This window comes from Pseudomonas sp. S3_B11 (assembly GCF_054667715.1).
Window position 1 is genome coordinate 266979 of sequence record NZ_CP162749.1, and the last position, 19007, is coordinate 285985.

A 19007-nucleotide genomic window follows, 5' to 3' on the forward strand; every position below is an offset into this window, starting at 1 on the left:
CATGAGGCTGTGCTTGCAGGCCCGTTACCCTGAAAGCCCGGCCAGCATAGGCATCGAGCCTTGCGGGAAACAGCCCGGATCCGGACATGCACCGTTGCAGGGCGCGTAACAGTCGAATACTGGGCATGAGTATGCGCGGCGCTGATGACCCATCATCCAGTCCATCCATGCACGGCGCAAAGGCCCGTCCCGCATGGGCTGTAATCCTTTTTAGGTACAGCGCGAATACCTCCTTGGTGCGCTTATCGCCCATGGCGCGCGGCAGTAGGGTGAAGCCTCTGTCACTCACCGGGGAAGACGCATGACAACAATAACAATGCGCGCCATCTTCAAGCCGCAGGCGCTGGCCGTCGCGGTGGCCTTGGGTTGCTGTGCCCAGGCGCAGGCCGTTTCATTCAACATTGGCGAGATCGAGGGTCAGTTCGATTCGTCGTTGTCCGTGGGCGCAAGCTGGGGCATGCGCGATGCCGACAAGGACCTGGTTGGCACGGTCAACGGCGGTCGCGGCCAATCCTCCACCGGTGATGATGGGCGGCTGAATTTCAAGAAAGGCGAGACCTTTTCCAAAATCTTCAAAGGCCTGCACGACCTCGAACTCAAGTACGGCGATACCGGCGTGTTCGTGCGCGGCAAGTACTGGTATGACTTCGAGCTAAAGGACGAGAACCGCGAGTTCAAGGACATCAGCGACAGCAATCGCAAGGAAGGCGCCAAGTCCTCAGGGGCGCAGATTCTCGATGCTTTTGTCTATCACAACTATTCCATCGCCGATTTGCCGGGCACCGTGCGCGCCGGCAAGCAGGTGGTCAGTTGGGGGGAAAGTACCTTCATCGGCAACTCGATCAACAGCATCAACCCGGTGGACGTGTCCGCGTTCCGTCGTCCCGGTGCGGAGATCAAGGAGGGTCTGATCCCGGTGAACATGCTGTTCGCCTCCCAGGGCCTGACCGACAAGCTCACCGTCGAAGGTTTCTACCAGTTGGAGTGGGACCAGACGGTTGTGGATAACTGCGGCACCTTCTTCGGCAATGACGTGGTGGCCGATGGTTGCACCAGTGGCTACACCGTGGGCAGCCCGGCGATTGCGCCGTTCGTGCCATTGACCCGGGCATTCGGCCAGGAGATCCAGGTGTCCAGCGAAGGGGTGATCGTTCCCCGTGGCGGTGACCGCGACGCCCGTGACTCCGGCCAGTGGGGCACGGCGTTGCGCTGGCTCGGCGATGACACCGAATACGGCCTGTACTTCATGAACTACCACAGCCGCACGCCTACCGTCGGGACCACCACGGCGGGGCTCTCGACGCTGGCGGCGTTGCCGGGCATGGTTACGACCGCCAACCGCCTGGCCCCCGGCAGCGGTGCGGGTCTGGCGCAAAGCGTGATGCTGGGCCGCGGTGGGTACTACCTTGAATACCCGGAAGACATCCGCCTGTACGGCGCCAGTTTCTCCACGACGTTGCCCACTGGCACCGCCTGGACCGGGGAAATCAGCTACCGCCCCAACGCACCGGTGCAGATCAATACCAACGACCTGACCCTGGCCCTGGTCAATCCGATTGCCGGTGGCGCGGCGTCGCCCATCGCGACCACGCCGGGTGCAGACAACACCGGCTATCGGCGCAAGGAAATCACCCAAGTCCAGAGCACCCTGACGCATTTTGTCGATCAGGTACTGGGCGCCGAACGCCTGACCCTGGTGGGCGAGGCGGCAGTGGTGCATGTCGGCGGGCTGGAGTCCAAGGACAAGCTGCGTTACGGCCGCGATTCGGTCTACGGCCAGTATGGCTTCCGAGGTGACACCGATGGTTTTGTCACTTCGACTTCCTGGGGCTACCGCGCCCGGGCGATTCTCGACTACGCCAACGTGATCGGTGGTGTGAACTTCAAGCCCAACGTGTCCTGGTCTCACGATGTGGCCGGCTACGGCCCCAATGGCTTGTTCAACGAAGGCGCCAAGGCTATCAGCGTCGGTGTCGATGCCGACTACCGCAATACCTACACCGCCAGCCTGAGCTACACCGACTTTTTTGGCGGCGATTACAACGTTCTCGAAGACCGCGACTTCCTCGCGTTGAGCTTCGGCGTGAACTTCTGATCTGGCTGACAAGGAAAACCCAATGCGCAAGATGATCCTGCAATGCGGTGCCCTGGCCCTGAGCCTGCTGGCCGCGAACGTGATGGCGGCGGTCTCGCCGGATGAAGCGAATAAACTGGGTACCAGCCTTACGCCGTTGGGCGCGGAAAAAGCCGGCAATGCCGATGGCTCGATTCCGGCCTGGACCGGCGGTATCCCGAAAAACGCCGGTGCCGTGGACAGCAAGGGCTTTTTGGCCGACCCGTTCGCCAATGAAAAACCGCTGTTCACCATCACCGCGGCGACCGTGGACAAGTACAAGGACAAGCTGTCCGAAGGCCAGGTCGCGATGTTCAAGCGCTACCCGGAAACCTATAAGATCCCGGTCTATCCGACTCACCGCAGCGTGGGCCTGCCGCCGGAAATCTACGAGTCGGCCAAGCGCAGCGCCCTCAACGTGAACGCCATCAACGACGGTAATGGCCTGGCCAATTTCACCGGCAACCGCTACTACGCCTTCCCGCTTCCCAAGAGCGGCGTGGAAGTGCTGTGGAACCACGTCACCCGTTATCACGGCGGCAACTTGCGGCGCATCATCACCCAGGCTACGCCGCAGACCAATGGCAGCTTCACGCCGATCCGCTTTGAAGAAGAAATTGCCGTGCCGTTCCTGATCAAGGATGCCGACCCGGAGAAGGCCAGCAACGTATTGACCTATTTCAAGCAGGAGGTGACTGCGCCGGCGCGCCTGGCCGGCAACGTACTGTTGGTGCATGAGACCCTCGACCAAGTGAAGGAACCGCGCCTGGCCTGGATCTACAACGCCGGCCAGCGCCGGGTGCGTCGTGCCCCGCAAGTGGCTTACGACGGCCCGGGCACCGCCGCCGACGGGTTGCGCACCTCCGACAACTTCGACCTGTTTTCCGGTGCGCCGGACCGCTACGACTGGAAGCTGGTCGGCAAAAAGGAAATGTACATCCCGTACAACAGCTACAAGCTCGATTCGCCAAGCCTCAAGTACGACGATGTGATCAAGGCCGGCCACATCAACCAGGACCTGACTCGCTATGAATTGCACCGGGTCTGGGAAGTGGTCGGCACGGTCAAGCCTAGCGAGCGGCACATCTATGCCAAGCGCCACATGTACTTCGACGAGGACAGCTGGCAGGCGGCGCTGGTGGATCACTACGACGGTCGCGGCCAACTGTGGCGGGTGGCCGAAGGTCATGCCCAGTTCTACTACGACCATCAGAACCCGGGCTACACCCTCGAGGCGCTCTACGACATCATCGCCGGCCGCTACATCGCCCTGGGCATGAAGAACGAAGAGAAGCACAGCTACGAGTACGGCTTCGAGGCCAGGGCCGCCGACTACACGCCGGCAGCGCTGCGTTCGACCGGGGTTCGGTAAGGTCTGACTGTTGGAAAGATAACTGTGGCAAAGGGATTTATCTGTGGGAGCAAGGCTTGCCCGCGATGGCCGCACCGCTGTTCGAAAGCTGAACCGCGTTATCGTTCATCGCGGGCAAGCCTTGCTCCCACAGTGAATCCTTTCCCCACAAGGTTGTGCCTGACTTGATGATCGTGATCGACCGGCAGCGTCCCTGCGGGTCGTTTTTTTATGGGCGCCAATCAGCGCGCTGAATACTTCTCCAAAGCTCGGCGACACAGGACTAGGGTGGTGAGATAACAATAAACAGGATCTGCACACATGACCGCCATGACCCCGTGTCCGCACCGTCCAGGATTGTTGCCTCGCCTGTCCTCGACGCACGTGCCGCGGCGGTCCCTGAGCGAGCCGCTGCTGACGTCCGAAGCGCGGGTAAAACTGCTTTGCGCGCCAGCGGGCAGTGGCAAGAGTGCATTGTTCGCCGAGTGCTTCCTGCAGGCTCCCGCCGGGTGTCGGCTGCATTGGTTGCCACTGGGGGGCGCGGCGTTGAGCTCGGTGCAAATGTGCGAGCGCCTGGCCCAGGCCCTCGGGTTGCCGATGCTCGATGAAGCGGGACTGCTGGCCCACCTGGCGCGTTTGCAGACACCCACGTGGTTGTTCCTGGATGACTACTGCCGGGTGCCGAATCCCGAACTGGACCAGTTGCTCGACCGTCTGTTGAACACCAGCAGTCCGGCGTTGCACCTATGGCTGAATAGCCGCCGCCGTCCCCACTGCAACTGGCCGCGGCTGTTGCTCGATGACGAGTTGCACGAGTTCGATGCGCAGGCGTTGTTCTTCACCCCCGACGATGTCCTGCCATTGCTGCGTCATCTGCCCGGTCCCCAGGCTGCCCGGACTGCCCACGAGGTGATCCAGCGCAGTGGCGGCTGGTGTGCCGGGGTGCGCATCACGCTGCTGGAGCGTTGCGAATGGGCGCGCAGTCATGCAACGCCGGGACGGCCGGGGACCTTGGTCGACTACCTGGAGTATGAACTGTTCAGCACGCTGACCCCGGATCTGGCGCAGGCCTGGCGTGTGCTGGCGCATCTGCCGCGCTTCAATGCCCGGCTGTGCGAGCATCTGTTCGGCGACACCGTGGGCGCGCAATGCTTGCCCTTGCTACTGGACCTGGGATGTTTCATCGAGCCATGGGAGCAGACGTCGGACTGGTTGCAGATTTTTCCGGCCCTGGCTCGGCTGGTACGTGAAGAACCCTGGCCGCAGGGGCGTTCCTGGCATCGACGGGCCTGCCAGTGGTTTGCTGCCGAGCAGGATTGGCAAATGGCGTTCGAGCAAGCCATGTTGGCCGAGGAGTTCGAGACTGCCGTCAGTTTCTTGCAGCATTTGAGCTTCGAGCACGTCTTGCAGCGTCGCAACGTGGTGCTGTTGCTGGGCCTGCACGATCAACAAGGCGAAGCGCTGACCCTCTGTACGCCGCAATCGGTGGGGTTGGTCACTGCTGCGCTGTTGTTCGCCGGACGCTTCGACCAGGCGTCGACGTGCATTGAGCAACTGGCCAGGTTCATGCCGCAGCCTTCGGCCTGCCGGCAGCGACAGCTGCTGGCCAGGTGGCAGGTCTTGCAAGGCTGGTTGCTGCACCTCTCGGGCGATGGCGAACAGGCGCGCGAGCACTTCCTCCAAGCCCAGGCCTGCCTGGACCCCGAGGCCTGGGCTCAACGGGTGCTGTGCCTGGGTGGGCTCACGCAGCAGGCGCTGCTTGAAGGCGAACTGGCTTCTGCGCATCGGATCAACCGCCAGGCGCTGTGCCTGGCGCGTGCGCAAGGTTCACTGGTATTCGAAGGATTGCTGGAACTGGACCACGCCCAAGTCCTGGAACAACGTGGCGCGCCTCACCGGGCCGATCATCTGCTGGCCGCCGTCCAGGCGCTGCTGGATAAACCAGGCCAGGACTTTTCCCCGCTGTTGGGGCGTATCGCCCTGCGGCGCGGGCGCCTGGCATTGCGCATGGGGTTTGAAGAGCGCGCCGCCGAGCAGTTTCAAACGGGCCTGGAAACGGGCCTGCACAGCCTGGACAAACAAGTGCTCTATGGCTTTCTCGGCAAGGCCAGCCTGGCTGCCAACCAGGGCGACTATGGCGAGGCCTTCATGCAACTGCGCGATGCCGAGCGGATCATGCAGCAGCGGCACATCCCCGACACCGTTTACCGTGGTGTGTTGCTGCAAACCAGCTGCCAGTTCTGGCTGCAACAGGGGCGGGCGGAACTGGCCCATGAAGCCTTGACCCGCGTCTTGCGCCATTTTCACGGGCCGCAGGCCAAGCATGCGCCTCCCGCGACCCTGGAATTGATTGCACGACTTGAATACCTGCTGGTGCTGGCCGAGGTTTACCTGCAGCGGGCACAGGAGCCGCAGGCGCGCCTGCAAGCCATGATCGCCCGGGCACAGCAGAGTGAAATGCACAGCCTGGAAACCGAACTGCAGCTGGTGTTGACGGAGGTTGTCTGGTTGTCCGGCGATCGCTCCCAGGCCCGGATACTCCTGCAAGAAGGGCTCAAGCGAGTCACTTGCTGGCGGGCCCAGCAAGCCTTGTGCGAGCTGCGCTTGCGCCAGCCGGAGCTGGTACGTTGGGCACAATCGGCAGAGCAGGTCGAGCCGACCGCCAGCGCCGAGGACACCTTGCTCAGTCATCGCGAACTGGAGGTCCTGGAGCTGATTGCGCAAGGTCATTCAAACCAACAGATTGCCGAACGGCTGTTCATTTCGTTGCACACGGTGAAAACCCATGCGCGGCGAATCCACAGCAAGTTGGGCGTGCAGCGGCGTACGCAGGCAGTGGCAAAAGCCAAGGTCATGGGCGTGATGGGTTAGATGCAATGATTCGACACTTCACGCGCGCTTACACTTGCCTTTTTTACAGTCACGCGCTGGCCTGTGTATAACGGCGAGACTGAAGTTCAAGCCTAAGTTGCGTCTTCAGTTGAATCGAGATGCCGCGCTGTTGTATCAGCCGCACAATCAATAACGGCCCGGACAGGAAGTTCGAGGCGATGAAATGACAAGGATGCCTTATGAATACTCCGTTGTTTTCTTCCCACTCTGAAAGACTCCGAGGACCGGGTCAGGACGCTGGACTTGATAGCGTTTGAGACAATCGTCACGGACATTGTTGCAAGTTTGACGGACAAGCCTGCAATGGATTTATCCCCGCGTCCCCTCAGGCCCTTGTCCGTCGAGGATGTGCACGGGGCATTGAAAGTCCACGTGCCCAACGTCGATCCGGATGGCGTGTACGTGACCAGTTTTATTGCGCACGGCCCCGGCAAGCGCATGGTGTCGTCGTCCGAGCAACTGATTGAGTATCTATTGGGCCACTTCAGGAATGATGTGATTCCCTATCACTCCAAGGGCCGTCACCAGGGGATTTATACCGTTCCCTTCAGCGGCGAAGAGCGTTATCTCCATCCGCAACTGATCACCTCTCACCTGAATGATTTAGTGATCAGGATTGTCCCGGATTTGCTGGGCTGATCCCGGACTCGCTTCATACCCCATCCGCCAACTCACGGCCCGGGTCGCCGCCAACAGGCGTTGCGCCGCCGGGCCGTCTTCGTCGGCGTGGAACAGCGAGGTCGGTCCCACGATCGTCATCACCGCTTTCACCTCGCCGACGGCATTGAATACCGGAGCGGACAAGGCATCCACGCCCGGCATCAGCAAGCCATGCACATGGTGCAGGCCGCGACTGCGAATCTGTTCGCACAACGCGGCATAAACGCGATCGTCGGCGAGGGCGTGGTGCTCGGTGCCTTGTACTTCCTGCTCGCGCAAACCGATGGTCTCGCGCTCCGGCAGATAAGCGCTGAACACCAGCCCCGTGGACGAACTGAGCAGTGGCAATACCGAACCCAGTTGCGTCACCACGGTCACGGCCCGCACGGCGGGTTCGATCCGTACCACGGTCGCGCCATGGTTGCCCCACACCGCCAGGAAGCAGGTTTCGTTCAAGTCGTCGCGCAGTTCGGCCAGGGGCAGGGCGGCCACTTGCAGCACGTCCATACCGTTGAGCGCTGCCAGGCCTACGCGCAGGGCCTCGCGGCCCAGGCCATAGTGGTTGGTAGCGGCGTTCTGCTCGGCAAACCCGCTGGCGATCAAGGCCTGCAGATACCGATGAACCTTGCTCGCCGGCATTTGCACGTGTTCGGCCAGCCGCGACAGCGACGTGGAGGGCGACAGTTCGGCCAGGGCCTTGAGGATGTCGGTGCCGACTTCGGCCGAGCGGACTTTCTGTTTACCGTTGCTGAGCGGGGTTTCCATGGAGGCGCAGGGTCCAGAGGCGAATGGGCGTCTTTATAGCTTGACGGTCGCTGTCGAGCAAATTACGTTATGCGTAATCGAATTACGATAAAAATAACCCGGTGCGCCTCAACCACTCCGTTGAGTGACGGGCCGCATTCCTGGAGGCTCCATGAACCTCGATTCCCCAGCGTCGGACCTGGCTTACCAATCAGGCTTGGGCAACGAATTTGCCAGCGAAGCATTGCCCGGCGCACTGCCCGTCGGCCAGAACTCGCCACAGAAAGCCCCGTACGGTCTCTATGCCGAGTTGTTCTCCGGCACGGCGTTCACCATGGCTCGCAGCGAAGCGCGGCGTACCTGGATGTATCGCATCCGGCCGTCGGCCAATCATCCGGCCTTCACCAAGCTCGAACGGCAATTGGCGGGCGGCCCATTGGGCGACGTCACACCCAATCGCCTGCGTTGGAACCCGCTGGAGATCCCCGCCGAGCCCACCGATTTCATCGACGGGCTGGTGTGCATGGCGGCCAATGCCGGTGCGGACAAGCCGGCCGGCATCAGCCTTTATCAGTACCGGGCCAACCGCTCCATGGAGCGGGTATTTTTCAATGCCGACGGTGAATGGCTGATCGTGCCGCAACTGGGACGGCTGCGGATCGCCACCGAGTTGGGCGTGCTGGAACTGGCACCACTGGAAATCGTCGTGCTGCCCCGGGGGCTGAAATTTCGCATTGAACTGCTCGATCCGCAGGCCCGTGGTTACCTCGCCGAAAACCATGGCGCGCCGCTACGCCTGCCGGACCTCGGGCCCATCGGCAGCAATGGCCTGGCGAATCCGCGGGATTTCCTGACTCCGGTCGCCCATTACGAGAACCTCGCGCAACCGACCCCGCTGGTGCAGAAATTCCTCGGTGAGTTGTGGGGGTGCGAGCTGGATCATTCGCCCCTCGACGTGGTGGCCTGGCACGGCAACAACGTGCCGTATAAATATGATCTGCGCCGCTTCAACACCATTGGCACGGTCAGCTTCGATCACCCGGACCCGTCTATTTTCACCGTGTTGACCTCGCCCACCAGCGTCCACGGCCTGGCCAACCTCGATTTCGTGATTTTCCCGCCACGCTGGATGGTGGCAGAGAACACCTTCCGTCCACCGTGGTTCCACCGCAACCTGATGAACGAATTCATGGGCCTGATCCAGGGCGCCTACGATGCCAAGGCCGAAGGTTTCCTACCGGGCGGTGCGTCCTTGCACAGCTGCATGAGTGCCCATGGCCCGGATGGCGAGACCTGTACCAAGGCGATCAACGCCGATCTACAGCCGGCGAAAATCGACAACACCATGGCGTTCATGTTCGAGACCAGCCAGGTGCTGCGTCCAAGTCGTTTCGCCCTGGGCTGCCCGCAACTGCAAACCGACTACGATGCATGTTGGGCCTCGCTGCCTGTCACGTTCGACCCGACCCGGAGATAACCCATGACTCAACTTTCCCCTGCCCGTAGCTGGGTCGCCTGTGCCAACGGCCATGCGGACTTCCCGTTGCAGAACCTGCCATTGGGTATCTTCAGTGTCGATGGCGGTGCCCTGCGCAGCGGCGTGGCGATTGGCGAGCGCATTTTCGATCTGCAGGCGGCGCTGCACGCGGGCTTGTTTGACGGCGCGGCACGCCAGGCTGTCGAAGCCATGGCCGACGGCCAGTTGAATGCATTTTTCGACCTGGGCCGAGGCGCCCGGGTTGCCCTGCGTGAACGACTGCTGGAACTGCTGCGCGAGGACAGCCCCCTGCGTGGCAAGGTCGAAGCCCAGGGCGCGAAACTGCTGCTCCTCGCGGCCGACTGCCAGATGCACCTGCCGGCCAGGATCAACGACTACACCGACTTCTACGTCGGTATCGAGCACGCGCAGAATGTCGGCAAGCTGTTCCGCCCCGACAATCCGTTGCTGCCCAACTACAAATACGTCCCCATCGGTTACCACGGTCGCGCCTCGACCATTCGCCCGTCCGGCACCGACGTGCGCCGTCCCAAGGGCCAGACCCTGCCGGCCGGCCAGAGCGAGCCGACCTTCGGCCCGTGTGCGCGGCTGGACTATGAGCTGGAACTGGGCATCTGGATCGGCAAGGGCAATGCCCTGGGCGAACCGATCCCCATCGGCGATGCCGCCGAACACATTGGCGGGTTCTGCCTGCTCAACGACTGGTCGGCCCGGGATATCCAGGCGTGGGAATACCAGCCACTGGGGCCGTTCCTGTCGAAGAGTTTCCTGACCAGTATTTCGCCATGGGTGGTGACGGCTGAAGCCCTGGAACCGTTCCGTCGCCCGCAACCGGCACGCCCGCAAGGCGATCCGCAACCGCTGCCGTATCTGCTGGACAAGCGTGACCAGGCCGGCGGTGCCTTCGACATCGAGCTGGAAGTCCTGTTGCTCACCGAGGCCATGGGCGAGCAAAACCTGCCGGCCCAGCGCCTGACCCTGAGCAACACCCAGTACATGTACTGGACCGTGGCGCAAATGGTTGCGCACCACAGCGTCAACGGTTGCCAGTTGCAGGCCGGCGACCTGTTTGGCTCGGGCACCCTGTCGGGCCCTGAAAACCATCAATTCGGCAGTCTGCTGGAAATCACCGAAGGCGGTAAAAAACCGATCGAACTGGCGTCTGGCGAAGTGCGCCGATTCCTTGAGGACGGTGACGAAATCATCTTGCGGGCCCGTTGCCGCCGCGAGGGTTTCGCGTCCATCGGCTTCGGCGAGTGCCGGGGCAAGATCCTGCCGGCGCGTTGAGGGGCAGGGCATGGAACTCTATACCTACTATCGCTCCACCTCGTCCTATCGGGTGCGCATTGCACTGGCGCTCAAGGGCCTGGATTACCAGGCCCTGCCGGTCAACCTGATCGCTACGCCTGGGGGCGAGCATCGCCAGCCGGCCTATCTGGCGATCAACCCCCAGGGCCGGGTGCCGGCGCTGCGCACCGATGAGGGCGCGCTGCTGGTGCAATCGCCGGCCATCATCGAATACCTGGAGGAGCGTTATCCACAGGTGCCGCTGCTCAGCGCCGACCTGGCGATGCGCGCCCACGAACGAGGCGTCGCCGCGCTGATCGGTTGCGACATTCACCCCCTGCACAACGTCAGCGTGCTCAACAAACTGCGGCAGTGGGGCCACGATGAAACGCAGGTGACGGAGTGGATCGGCCACTGGATCAGCCAGGGCTTGGCGGCGGTGGAGCAGTTGATTGGCGACGATGGCTATTGCTTCGGTGCAGCGCCGGGGCTGGCGGATGTATACCTGATCCCGCAGTTGTACGCGGCCGAGCGGTTCAATGTTTCGTTGCTGGCGTATCCGCGGATCCGTCGTGTTGCGGCGTTGGCGGCTGGGCATGTGGCGTTCCAACAGGCGCACCCGGCGAAGCAGCCGGATACCCCGGCCTGACATTGATGTAGGCCGTTGCACCGCTATCGCGAGCAAGCTCGCTCCCACATTGGACTGTGACAAGCACAAAACCTGAGTTCAATGCGATCAACTGTGGGAGCGAGCTTGCTCGCGATAGCGATTTAACCACCTGCAACCGCTCAATGCACAACCGAATTCGGTGGCAAATGCCCCAGCCGCTCCGTCAGTCGGATTCGCTGGATCGGATCGTCGCTGAGCATCAGGGCATGCTCCAGGTCGAAGCGTTCGGCGTTGGGGCAATCGAGTCGCTGATACAGGCTGGCGCGGGCCAGGTAGTCGGCGGCGCTGGCGTTGCCCAGCTCCAGCACCCGTTCGGCGTCGATCAGGGCCGCGATGTAATCGTCGTTCGCCAGATGCAGTTGACGCAGGTTGCGCGACAGGCGCTGCAGCATCTGCATCGGCTCGGCGTTGACCAGGTGTTCAGCCTTGAGCTGCATGTTCGCGCCGTATTGGCGCTGTAGCAGTTCCCGGCAGTCATTGGGGTACAACCGGCGGCCACCGCACGGATCGAGCAGGTGATCGGCGCCGGGCACCTTCAACAGGAAATGCCCGGGGAAATTGACACCGACCATCGGAATTTCCAGGCCTCGGGCCAGTTCCAGGGCGATCAGGCCGAGGGCCAGGGGCTGCCCGCGTTTGCGCGCCAGGACTTTGTCCAGTAACGCCGCTCGCGGTCGCAAAGGCGTGAAGTCGTCCTGGGCGAAACCCAAGTCATTGAGCCGTCGCAGCAAGGGCTGGCCCAGTTCGCTGACAGGCAGCATCGGCAAGCCCTGGCTGACCCGTTGTTGCAGCTCCTTGAAATCCTTCAGCAAGGCCGGTACGTCGACCTCGCGATCATGTTCGGCAGCGATCCACAGCGCCGCTTCGAACAGCGCTGGTGGCGAGCGGTGCAGACAATCAAAAAAGGCTTGGCGCGGTTTCATCAAACTCTCCGGGCTATGCTCCCGTTTTAGCCCTGCCGTGGATTTTCGTCCAGTCTCGGACAGAGGCTGTAACAGGTTATGCCGAAAAGGACTGACCACCCCGGCGACTTATTCCTGCGTGCTCCAGCAAATTTCGACTGCACGCCTATACTGGCGAAACAAACAAAAGTGATTCGGGAGCCTTTCGATGTTTGCTCTCATGCAAAGCTCCCGCCTTGAATCGCTGCACCTAAGCGTAGACCCGGCAACCGGGTTGAAGGCGGTGATTGCCATTCATTGCAGCCGTCCGGGGCCCGCCCTGGGGGGCTGTCGTTATCTTGCCTACCCCGACGACGAAAGTGCCGTGGCCGATGCCGTGCGCCTGGCCCAAGGCATGAGCTACAAGGCGGCACTGGCCGGCTTGCCCGTGGGCGGCGGGGTGGCGGTGATCATGCGCCCGGCCCATGTCGAGAGTCGGGCTGCGTTGTTCGAAGCCTTTGGTCGTTGTATCGAGCAGTTGGACGGTCGCTATATCACGGCCATCGACAGCGGCACGTCGGTGGCCGACATGGATTGCATCGCCCAGCAGACTCGCCATGTCACCAGCACCACGGCCTCGGGAGATCCCGCGCCCCACGCGGCAATGGGGGTCTTTGCCGGTATCCGTGCCACCGCCATGGCCCGCCTGGGCAGCGATAACCTCGAAAGCCTGCGGGTGGCGATCCAGGGCCTGGGCAACGTCGGTTATGCCCTGGCCGAACAACTGCACGCGGCTGGTGCCGAATTGCTGGTCAGCGACATCGACCCTGGCAAGGTGCAATTGGCGATGGAGCAACTGGGCGCCCACCCGATCGCCAACGACGCGTTGCTCAGCACGCCCTGCGACATCCTTGCTCCTTGCGGGCTGGGTGGGGTGCTCAACAGCCAAAGCGTGGCCCAACTGCGCTGCTCGGCCGTTGCCGGCTCGGCCCATAATCAGTTGAGCAACCTGCAAGTGGCCGACCAGTTGGAAAGACGTGGAATTCTCTATGCGCCGGACTATGTGATCAACTCCGGTGGCCTGATCTACGTCGCGCTGAAACATCGTGGCGAAGAACTGTCGACGATCACCGCGCACTTGTCGAAAATCGGTGCCCGGCTCACGGAAGTCTTTGCCCACGCCCAGGCGGAGAAGCGCTCACCGGCCCGGGTGGCCGATGAGCTGGCGGAGCGTCTGCTGTACCGCTGAAAATCCAAAGGAAGTATTGGGAAGCAGTGAAGCTGCTATCTGTGGGAGCAAGGCTTGCCCGCGATGCAGGCGCCGCGACTGTTCAGGCTAATCGAGTCAGCGTTCATCGCGAGCAAGCTTTGCTCTCGCAGTTGCAATTACCTCAGCAGATACACCGGAAAGCATTCGCACAGATGCATCACTCGGCGCCGGGTGTTGTCCAGGCGTGCTGCGTTGTCCGGCTGTTCCAGCAGGTCGGCGATCAAGTTCGCCACTTCGGCACATTCGGCTTCGCCAAAACCGCGGGTGGTCAGTGCTGGCGTGCCGATGCGAATGCCGCTGGTGATGGCCGGTTTCTGCGGGTCGTTGGGGATCGCGTTTTTGTTCAAGGTGATATGGGCGCTTTCCAGCAGCGCCTCGGCGTCTTTGCCGGTGATGTTCATCGAGCGCAGATCGAGCAGGAACATGTGGCAATCGGTACCGCCGGACACCACCCGCAAGCCGCGTCGGGTCAGGACGTCGGCCATGACGCGGGCGTTGTCGATCACCCGCTGCTGGTAATGCTTGAACCCATCGCCCAAGGCTTCGTTGAACGCCACGGCCTTGGCGGCGATGACGTGCATCAGCGGGCCGCCCTGGTACACCGGGAAAATCGTCTTGTCGAGCAGGGCGCCATATTGCGCCTTGGCCAGGATCAGACCGCCGCGCGGGCCGCGCAAGGTCTTGTGGGTGGTGGAAGTGATGAAGTCGGCGATGCCAACCGGCGACGGATACACGCCGGCAGCGATCAACCCGGCGTAGTGCGCCATGTCCACCATCAGGTAGGCACCGATTTCATCGCAGATCTTGCGAAAGCGCTGGAAGTCGATGGTCCGCGAATAGGCCGAGGCCCCGGCGATGATCATCTTCGGCCGGTGCTCCCTGGCCAGGGCTTCCATTTCTTCGTAGTCGAGGGTTTCGGTTTCCGTGTCCAGGCCATAGGAAAATGCCCGGTAGATCTTGCCGGAAAAATTCACCGAGGCGCCGTGGGTCAGGTGGCCGCCATGGGCCAGGGACATGCCCAGGATGGTGTCGCCGGGTTCAAGTACTGCCAGGAAAACCGCCTGGTTGGCCTGGGAGCCGGAGTGCGGTTGCACGTTGACGTATTCGCAGTTGAACAACTTGCGAGCGCGTTCGATGGCCAGGTTCTCGATTTCATCGACGACCTTGCAGCCGCCGTAGTAACGCTTGCCCGGATAGCCTTCGGCGTATTTGTTGGTGAGCACGGAACCCTGGGCCTGGAGCACTTCCTCGCTGACATAGTTTTCCGAAGCGATCAGCTCCAGGTGGGTTTCCTGGCGGTTGCGCTCGCGGTCGATCAGGCGGGCAATGGTGGGGTCGAAATTTTGCAGGCTCATGGTGTGATTCCCTAGATAAGCGCCTCGGCCAGTGGCGCGGTCACGTGATGCGGCAACACCCGTGGCTGGCTTTTGGTCGAGTCGGATAGAAAAATGGAAGTGTCTTTCAAACCGCTGCCGGTGATCAGGATCACGGCGGTTTGCGGTGTGTCGGGGTGTGTTTCGGCATACTTGAGCAGACCGGCGAAGGCACTGGCGGCGCCGGCTTCCGGAAACACGCCGGTGCTGGCGGCCAATCTCGAGGCGGCGGCGACAATGCTCGGGTCGCTGACACAGATGAACTCGCCGCCGCTGGCGGTGACCGCACGCATGGCCTTGAGGCGATCACGCGGCAGCGCCACATTGATGCTGCTGGCCAGGCTGGTGGGGGGACGGCGCTCGGTTTTCTGCATCGAGCGGTCGTCGCGCCAGGCGCGGTACATGAAGTTGCTGTGCTCGGCCTGCACGCCGATCAGGCGTGGGATGCGTTCGATCCAGCCCAATTGCAGCAAGTCGAAAAAGCCCTTGTAGACCGAGCCCAGGATGCAGCCGTTGCCGACGGGCACGAACACCAGGTCCGGCACCTGCCAGTTGAGTTGTTCGCACATCTCGAAGGCGACGGTTTTCTTGCCTTCGCTCATGTACGAGTTGATCCCGGTGGTGCGGTTGTACCAGCCATGTTCTTCGCAGGCGTTGAGGCATTGCTCGAAAGCTTCGTCATATTGCCCGTCGACCAGCACGATCTCGGCGCCGTAGCCCTGCATCTGCGCGAGTTTTTCGCGGGGCGCGCTCTTGGGCAGGTAAATGACATTGTGCAAGCCCAGGCTGGCGCTCATCCCGGCCAATGCCGAAGCGGCATTACCGGTGCTGGCCACTGCCACGGTGCGTGCACCGGATTGCATGGCGTGGGCCACCGCCAGGGCGCTGGCGCGATCCTTCAACGACCCGGTCGGTTGCCGCGATTCGTCTTTTACGAAGACTTTGATCCGGGCGCCTTTGCCGAGCAATTCCGGGCGTGAGTACAGCGGCGTGTTGCCCACCAGTAACGGTGGAATGAATTGCGTCGAGCTCAACGGCATCAAGCGGTCATAGCGCCACATGCCACGGGCGTGGTCATGGGCCAGGCTGTCCCGGGACCATTCGCGCTTGAGTGTCGGGTAATCGTAAAGCGCGTCCAGGGCACCATCGACTTTGCAATGAGGGCAGTAATAGCTGACCTCATGGGGCTGGTAGCTTCGATCGCAAACCAGGCACTGCAATACATACTCTCTGTACGAATTTTTCATGGTCACCCTCTGAAAGTACGCTGTGCTGGTGCTTTCCTTGCCAACGTCGGTCCAGCTCACCGGACCGACGGGCACTCCGCTGACAGAAGGTGTTTCAGATCACCATGATGGCGTCGATGGCAACCAGGGTGTTGCGTGCCAGTGCACTGGCGCCGGCGGTGGTGCGGGCCGGGTAGGGCTTGGTGAAGTACTCTTCCATGACGCGGTTGAGGGTCGGGAACTCACTCAAGTCAGTGATGAACGCCGTGACCTTGACCACGTTCGCCAGAGTGCCACCTGCCGCTTCGGCCATTTGCACCAGGTTGTCGAGGGTCTGGCGCAGTTGGCCTTCGAAATCCTTGGCCAGCACTTCGTTGTTCAGCGCCGAGACCGGGGTCTGTGCCGACAGGTAGATGGTCTGCCCGTGGCTGACCTTGATGCCCTGGGAATAGGTACCCAGCGGCAGTGGTGCCTTATCGGTGAAAATGACGTTCTCTTCGCCCAGGAAAGGTTTGGCGGCGGGCTGGATTTGAGCGGTGGTTTGCATAGTGACGTTCCTTGTTAAGTGGGTGGGGGTTAGTGCAAATCGGCAACCTGCTTGACGGCCAGGCTGGAAAATTCCTCGTCGCGGCAACGGGCCGGGGAAAAATGCTGGTAGTTGAGTTGCAGCGCCGCCAGGTCGTCCGGCATGGCGATGCCCAGCGCCGCATGACTGCACAGGCGTGCAATGGCGGGCGCGGCCTGGATGCCGTAGCCACCGAGGGCGGCGAGCCAGATAAAACTCTCTTGCTGTGGGTCCTGGCCGAGCACCGGCGAGCGGTCGGCGACGAAGGTTCGCAGGCCCGCCCATTTGTTGATGATCGAGCGTGGGCGCAGGCGCGTGGTGTTTTGCAGGCGATCCATGGTGATGGCCAGGTCGAGCTCTTCCGGCAGCGCGTCGCAGGGCAACGAAGGGCTTTCATCGCAGGGGGAGACGATCAGCCGCCCGGCTTCAGGCTTGATGAAAATGTCCTCGTCGACCGTGCCCAGGTAGGGCGTGTGGTGCACGTCGCACTGTGGATCGACCGCCAGCACGGTGCGCCGCAACGGTCGGACACCGACCTTGGGCACGCCGCAGCGCTCGGCCAATTCATCGGCCCAGGCACCGGCGGCGTTGACCACGATGGCTGCTTGCAATTGCTGGCCGTCCTGGGTGTGCAAGCGCCAGTGCCCGTCGCGATATTCGCCACGCAGCACTTCGGTCTCGCGCTTGATCACACCACCGCGGGCACGCAGCCCACCGAGGTAGGCGCCGTGAATACCGTGCACATCCAAATCGAAGGCGCTGGGCTCGTAGATCCCGGCGCTCCAGGCGCCTTCGGCGAGGTAGGGCACGAGCTCCTGCACTTGCTTGTCGTCGAGCAGCTCGGCCGTGGGCACTTGCCCCAGGACGGCGCTGAAACGCGCTTTGAGTTTGTCCACCCGTGCTGCCTGGGCCACGATCAGCGCGCCCCGGGGCGACCAGAGCGGATGCTCGGCCAGGCCCTCGGGCGGGTTTTCGAAAAAGCGCCGGGACGCGCAGGTCAGTGAGCGGATCTGTTGGTTGCCGTAGCTTTCCATCGAGATCGCGGCTGAGCGCCCCGTGGTGTGATAGGCCAGTTGCTGTTCCTGTTCGAGCAGGCAGACGCTGCCATGGGCTGCCAATTCATAAGCGGCAGACACGCCGGCGATGCCGCCACCCACCACAATGAAGTCGTAACGAGCGGTCATGGTCGGCTGCCCTCGGCGATAACGGCGGCTTTGCGTTCGCGGGTGTAGGTCAGCACGAAGTGCGCCACGAGGCCGAAGATCAAGCCCCAGAATGCGGCGGCCAGGCCGAGGTAACTCATGCCCGAAGCCGTCACCAGGAAAGTGATCAGTGCCGCTTCGCGTTGTTTCTCGTCAGCCATGGCGCCGGTCAGCCCGGCGCTGATTGCGCCAAACAAGGCGAGGCCGGCGAGGGCGGCGATCAATTCTTTCGGCAGTGCGGAGAACACCGAGGCCAGGGTGGCGCCGAAGGTCCCCATCAGAATGTAGAACACCCCGCAGGCAATCCCGGCCATGTAGCGTTTGTCGCGGTCTTCGTGGGCTTCGCGGCCGGTGCAGATCGCTGCGGTAATGGCCGCCAGGTTCAAACCGTGGGAACCGAACGGGGCCATCAGGATCGAGCCAATCGCGGTGACCGAGATGATCGAGCGTGCCGGCGTGTTGTAGCCCGAGGTGCGCAACACCGCCATGCCTGGCACGTACTGGCCGGTCAAGGTCACCAGCGCCAGTGGCAGGCCGATGTTGATGATTGCGTGCCAGTTCCATTCAGGGGCGATGAAGATCGGCTGGGCCACGGCGATGGTGATCGAGGTGCTATTGAGTTCACCGAACGAGGCGGCCACCGCGCAACCGACGATCAGCACCGACAGGATCGCGTAGCGTGGCGAAAAGCGCTTGAAGATCAGGTATGCCGCGATCATCGCCAAGACCAGAGCCGGCTGCAGTTTGATCGACGTGAACAGCTCGGCGCCGAAGCGGAACAGGATCCCGGCGAGCATGGCGGCGGCAATGGCCTTGGGCAAGCGGCTCATCAGCTTGTCGAACGCACCGGACAGGCCGACCAGCGCGATGATCACCGACGCCACCACATAAGCACCGATGGCCTGGGGCAGGGTCACGGTGGGCAGCATCGACACCAGCAACGCTGCACCCGGTGTCGACCATGCGGTGATGACCGGAACACGCAGGCGCCAGCTCAGGAACAGGCCGGTAATCCCGCTGCCAATGGAGATGGCCCAGATCCATGAAGACACCACGTCGTTGGGCAGGTGCGCTTCCTTGGCTGCCTGGAACACGATGATGAGCGGGCCGGCGTAGGAAATGATCACGGCGATGAAGCCCGCGATGATCGCCGACAGAGATAGATCCTTTCTGAATGTGTCCATGATGTCTCGACTTGGCGCGACAGGAGCGCGCAGTGAATGATTGAGTCGATTGCTTCGATTCGAGATCAGTGTATTTGAATGAATTGAGTTG

General features: G+C 62.2%; 15 protein-coding genes. 8 read left to right on the forward strand and 7 right to left on the reverse strand.

The window, feature by feature from the left end; genetic code table 11:
- The first annotated feature begins 301 nt into the window (after positions 1-301).
- The 4 genes from AB4O22_RS01305 to AB4O22_RS01320 all read left to right on the forward strand — a co-directional run bounded on the left by AB4O22_RS01305 (position 302) and on the right by AB4O22_RS01320 (position 6995).
- Positions 302-2095 (forward strand): DUF1302 domain-containing protein, encoded by a 1794-nt coding sequence (locus AB4O22_RS01305; RefSeq protein WP_223472615.1) that lies wholly within the window; start codon positions 302-304, stop codon positions 2093-2095.
- Between the two features lie 22 nt (positions 2096-2117).
- Positions 2118-3485 carry a DUF1329 domain-containing protein gene (locus tag AB4O22_RS01310; protein WP_003205434.1) on the forward strand — a complete coding sequence of 456 codons (1368 nt, stop codon included), beginning with the start codon at positions 2118-2120 and terminating at the stop codon, positions 3483-3485.
- 300 nt (positions 3486-3785) lie between these two features.
- Positions 3786-6335 carry a LuxR C-terminal-related transcriptional regulator gene (locus AB4O22_RS01315; protein WP_460095794.1) on the forward strand — a complete coding sequence of 850 codons (2550 nt, stop codon included), beginning with the start codon at positions 3786-3788 and terminating at the stop codon, positions 6333-6335.
- Positions 6336-6599: 264 nt separating this feature from the next.
- Positions 6600-6995 (forward strand): hypothetical protein, encoded by a 396-nt coding sequence (locus AB4O22_RS01320; protein WP_050516632.1) that lies wholly within the window; start codon positions 6600-6602, stop codon positions 6993-6995.
- On the opposite strand, the gene AB4O22_RS01325 is transcribed toward AB4O22_RS01320, so the two are convergent.
- The gene (locus tag AB4O22_RS01325; RefSeq protein WP_003205431.1) at positions 6960-7781 is read right to left on the reverse strand and encodes an IclR family transcriptional regulator; all 822 of its coding nucleotides are present in this window, start codon (positions 7779-7781) and stop codon (positions 6960-6962) included. The two genes, AB4O22_RS01320 and AB4O22_RS01325, sit on opposite strands and share 36 nt — an antisense overlap.
- A 151-nt stretch (positions 7782-7932) precedes the next feature.
- On the opposite strand from AB4O22_RS01325, the gene hmgA reads away from it, so the two are divergent.
- The 3 genes from hmgA to maiA are packed head-to-tail and all read left to right on the forward strand — an operon-like array spanning position 7933 to position 11194.
- Entirely contained in the window at positions 7933-9237 is a 1305-nt protein-coding gene (gene hmgA, locus AB4O22_RS01330) for a homogentisate 1,2-dioxygenase (protein WP_013694190.1), read from the forward strand.
- A gap of 3 nt (positions 9238-9240) precedes the next feature.
- Positions 9241-10545: a fumarylacetoacetase gene (fahA, locus tag AB4O22_RS01335; protein ID WP_003205427.1), complete on the forward strand. Its 1305-nt coding sequence runs from the start codon at positions 9241-9243 to the stop codon at positions 10543-10545.
- 10 nt (positions 10546-10555) lie between these two features.
- On the forward strand, positions 10556-11194 hold the full coding sequence (maiA, locus tag AB4O22_RS01340; protein ID WP_460095795.1) for a maleylacetoacetate isomerase: 639 nt from the start codon (positions 10556-10558) through the stop codon (positions 11192-11194).
- Positions 11195-11334: 140 nt separating this feature from the next.
- On the opposite strand, the gene AB4O22_RS01345 is transcribed toward maiA, so the two are convergent.
- Positions 11335-12138, reverse strand: coding sequence for a SirB1 family protein (locus AB4O22_RS01345; protein ID WP_003205424.1), 804 nt, complete (start codon positions 12136-12138; stop codon positions 11335-11337).
- Between the two features lie 187 nt (positions 12139-12325).
- On the opposite strand from AB4O22_RS01345, the gene AB4O22_RS01350 reads away from it, so the two are divergent.
- Positions 12326-13345, forward strand: a complete 1020-nt coding sequence (locus AB4O22_RS01350) for a Glu/Leu/Phe/Val dehydrogenase family protein (RefSeq protein ID WP_003205422.1) — start codon at positions 12326-12328, stop codon at positions 13343-13345.
- Between the two features lie 137 nt (positions 13346-13482).
- On the opposite strand, the gene glyA is transcribed toward AB4O22_RS01350, so the two are convergent.
- The 5 genes from glyA to AB4O22_RS01375 form a co-directional block, all read right to left on the reverse strand.
- Complete coding sequence (glyA, locus tag AB4O22_RS01355) at positions 13483-14721, reverse strand: serine hydroxymethyltransferase (RefSeq protein ID WP_003205420.1); 1239 nt, start codon at positions 14719-14721, stop codon at positions 13483-13485.
- Between the two features lie 11 nt (positions 14722-14732).
- A complete protein-coding gene (gene thrC, locus AB4O22_RS01360) occupies positions 14733-15986 on the reverse strand; it encodes a threonine synthase (RefSeq protein ID WP_003205418.1) in 1254 nt (417 codons plus the stop codon).
- 94 nt (positions 15987-16080) lie between these two features.
- Complete coding sequence (locus tag AB4O22_RS01365; RefSeq protein ID WP_003205417.1) at positions 16081-16512, reverse strand: Rid family detoxifying hydrolase; 432 nt, start codon at positions 16510-16512, stop codon at positions 16081-16083.
- Between the two features lie 29 nt (positions 16513-16541).
- A complete protein-coding gene (locus AB4O22_RS01370; RefSeq protein ID WP_003205415.1) occupies positions 16542-17714 on the reverse strand; it encodes an NAD(P)/FAD-dependent oxidoreductase in 1173 nt (390 codons plus the stop codon).
- The gene (locus AB4O22_RS01375) at positions 17711-18916 is read right to left on the reverse strand and encodes a benzoate/H(+) symporter BenE family transporter (protein ID WP_003205413.1); all 1206 of its coding nucleotides are present in this window, start codon (positions 18914-18916) and stop codon (positions 17711-17713) included. Before AB4O22_RS01375 ends, AB4O22_RS01370 begins: the two co-directional genes overlap by 4 nt.
- Positions 18917-19007 lie beyond the last annotated feature (91 nt).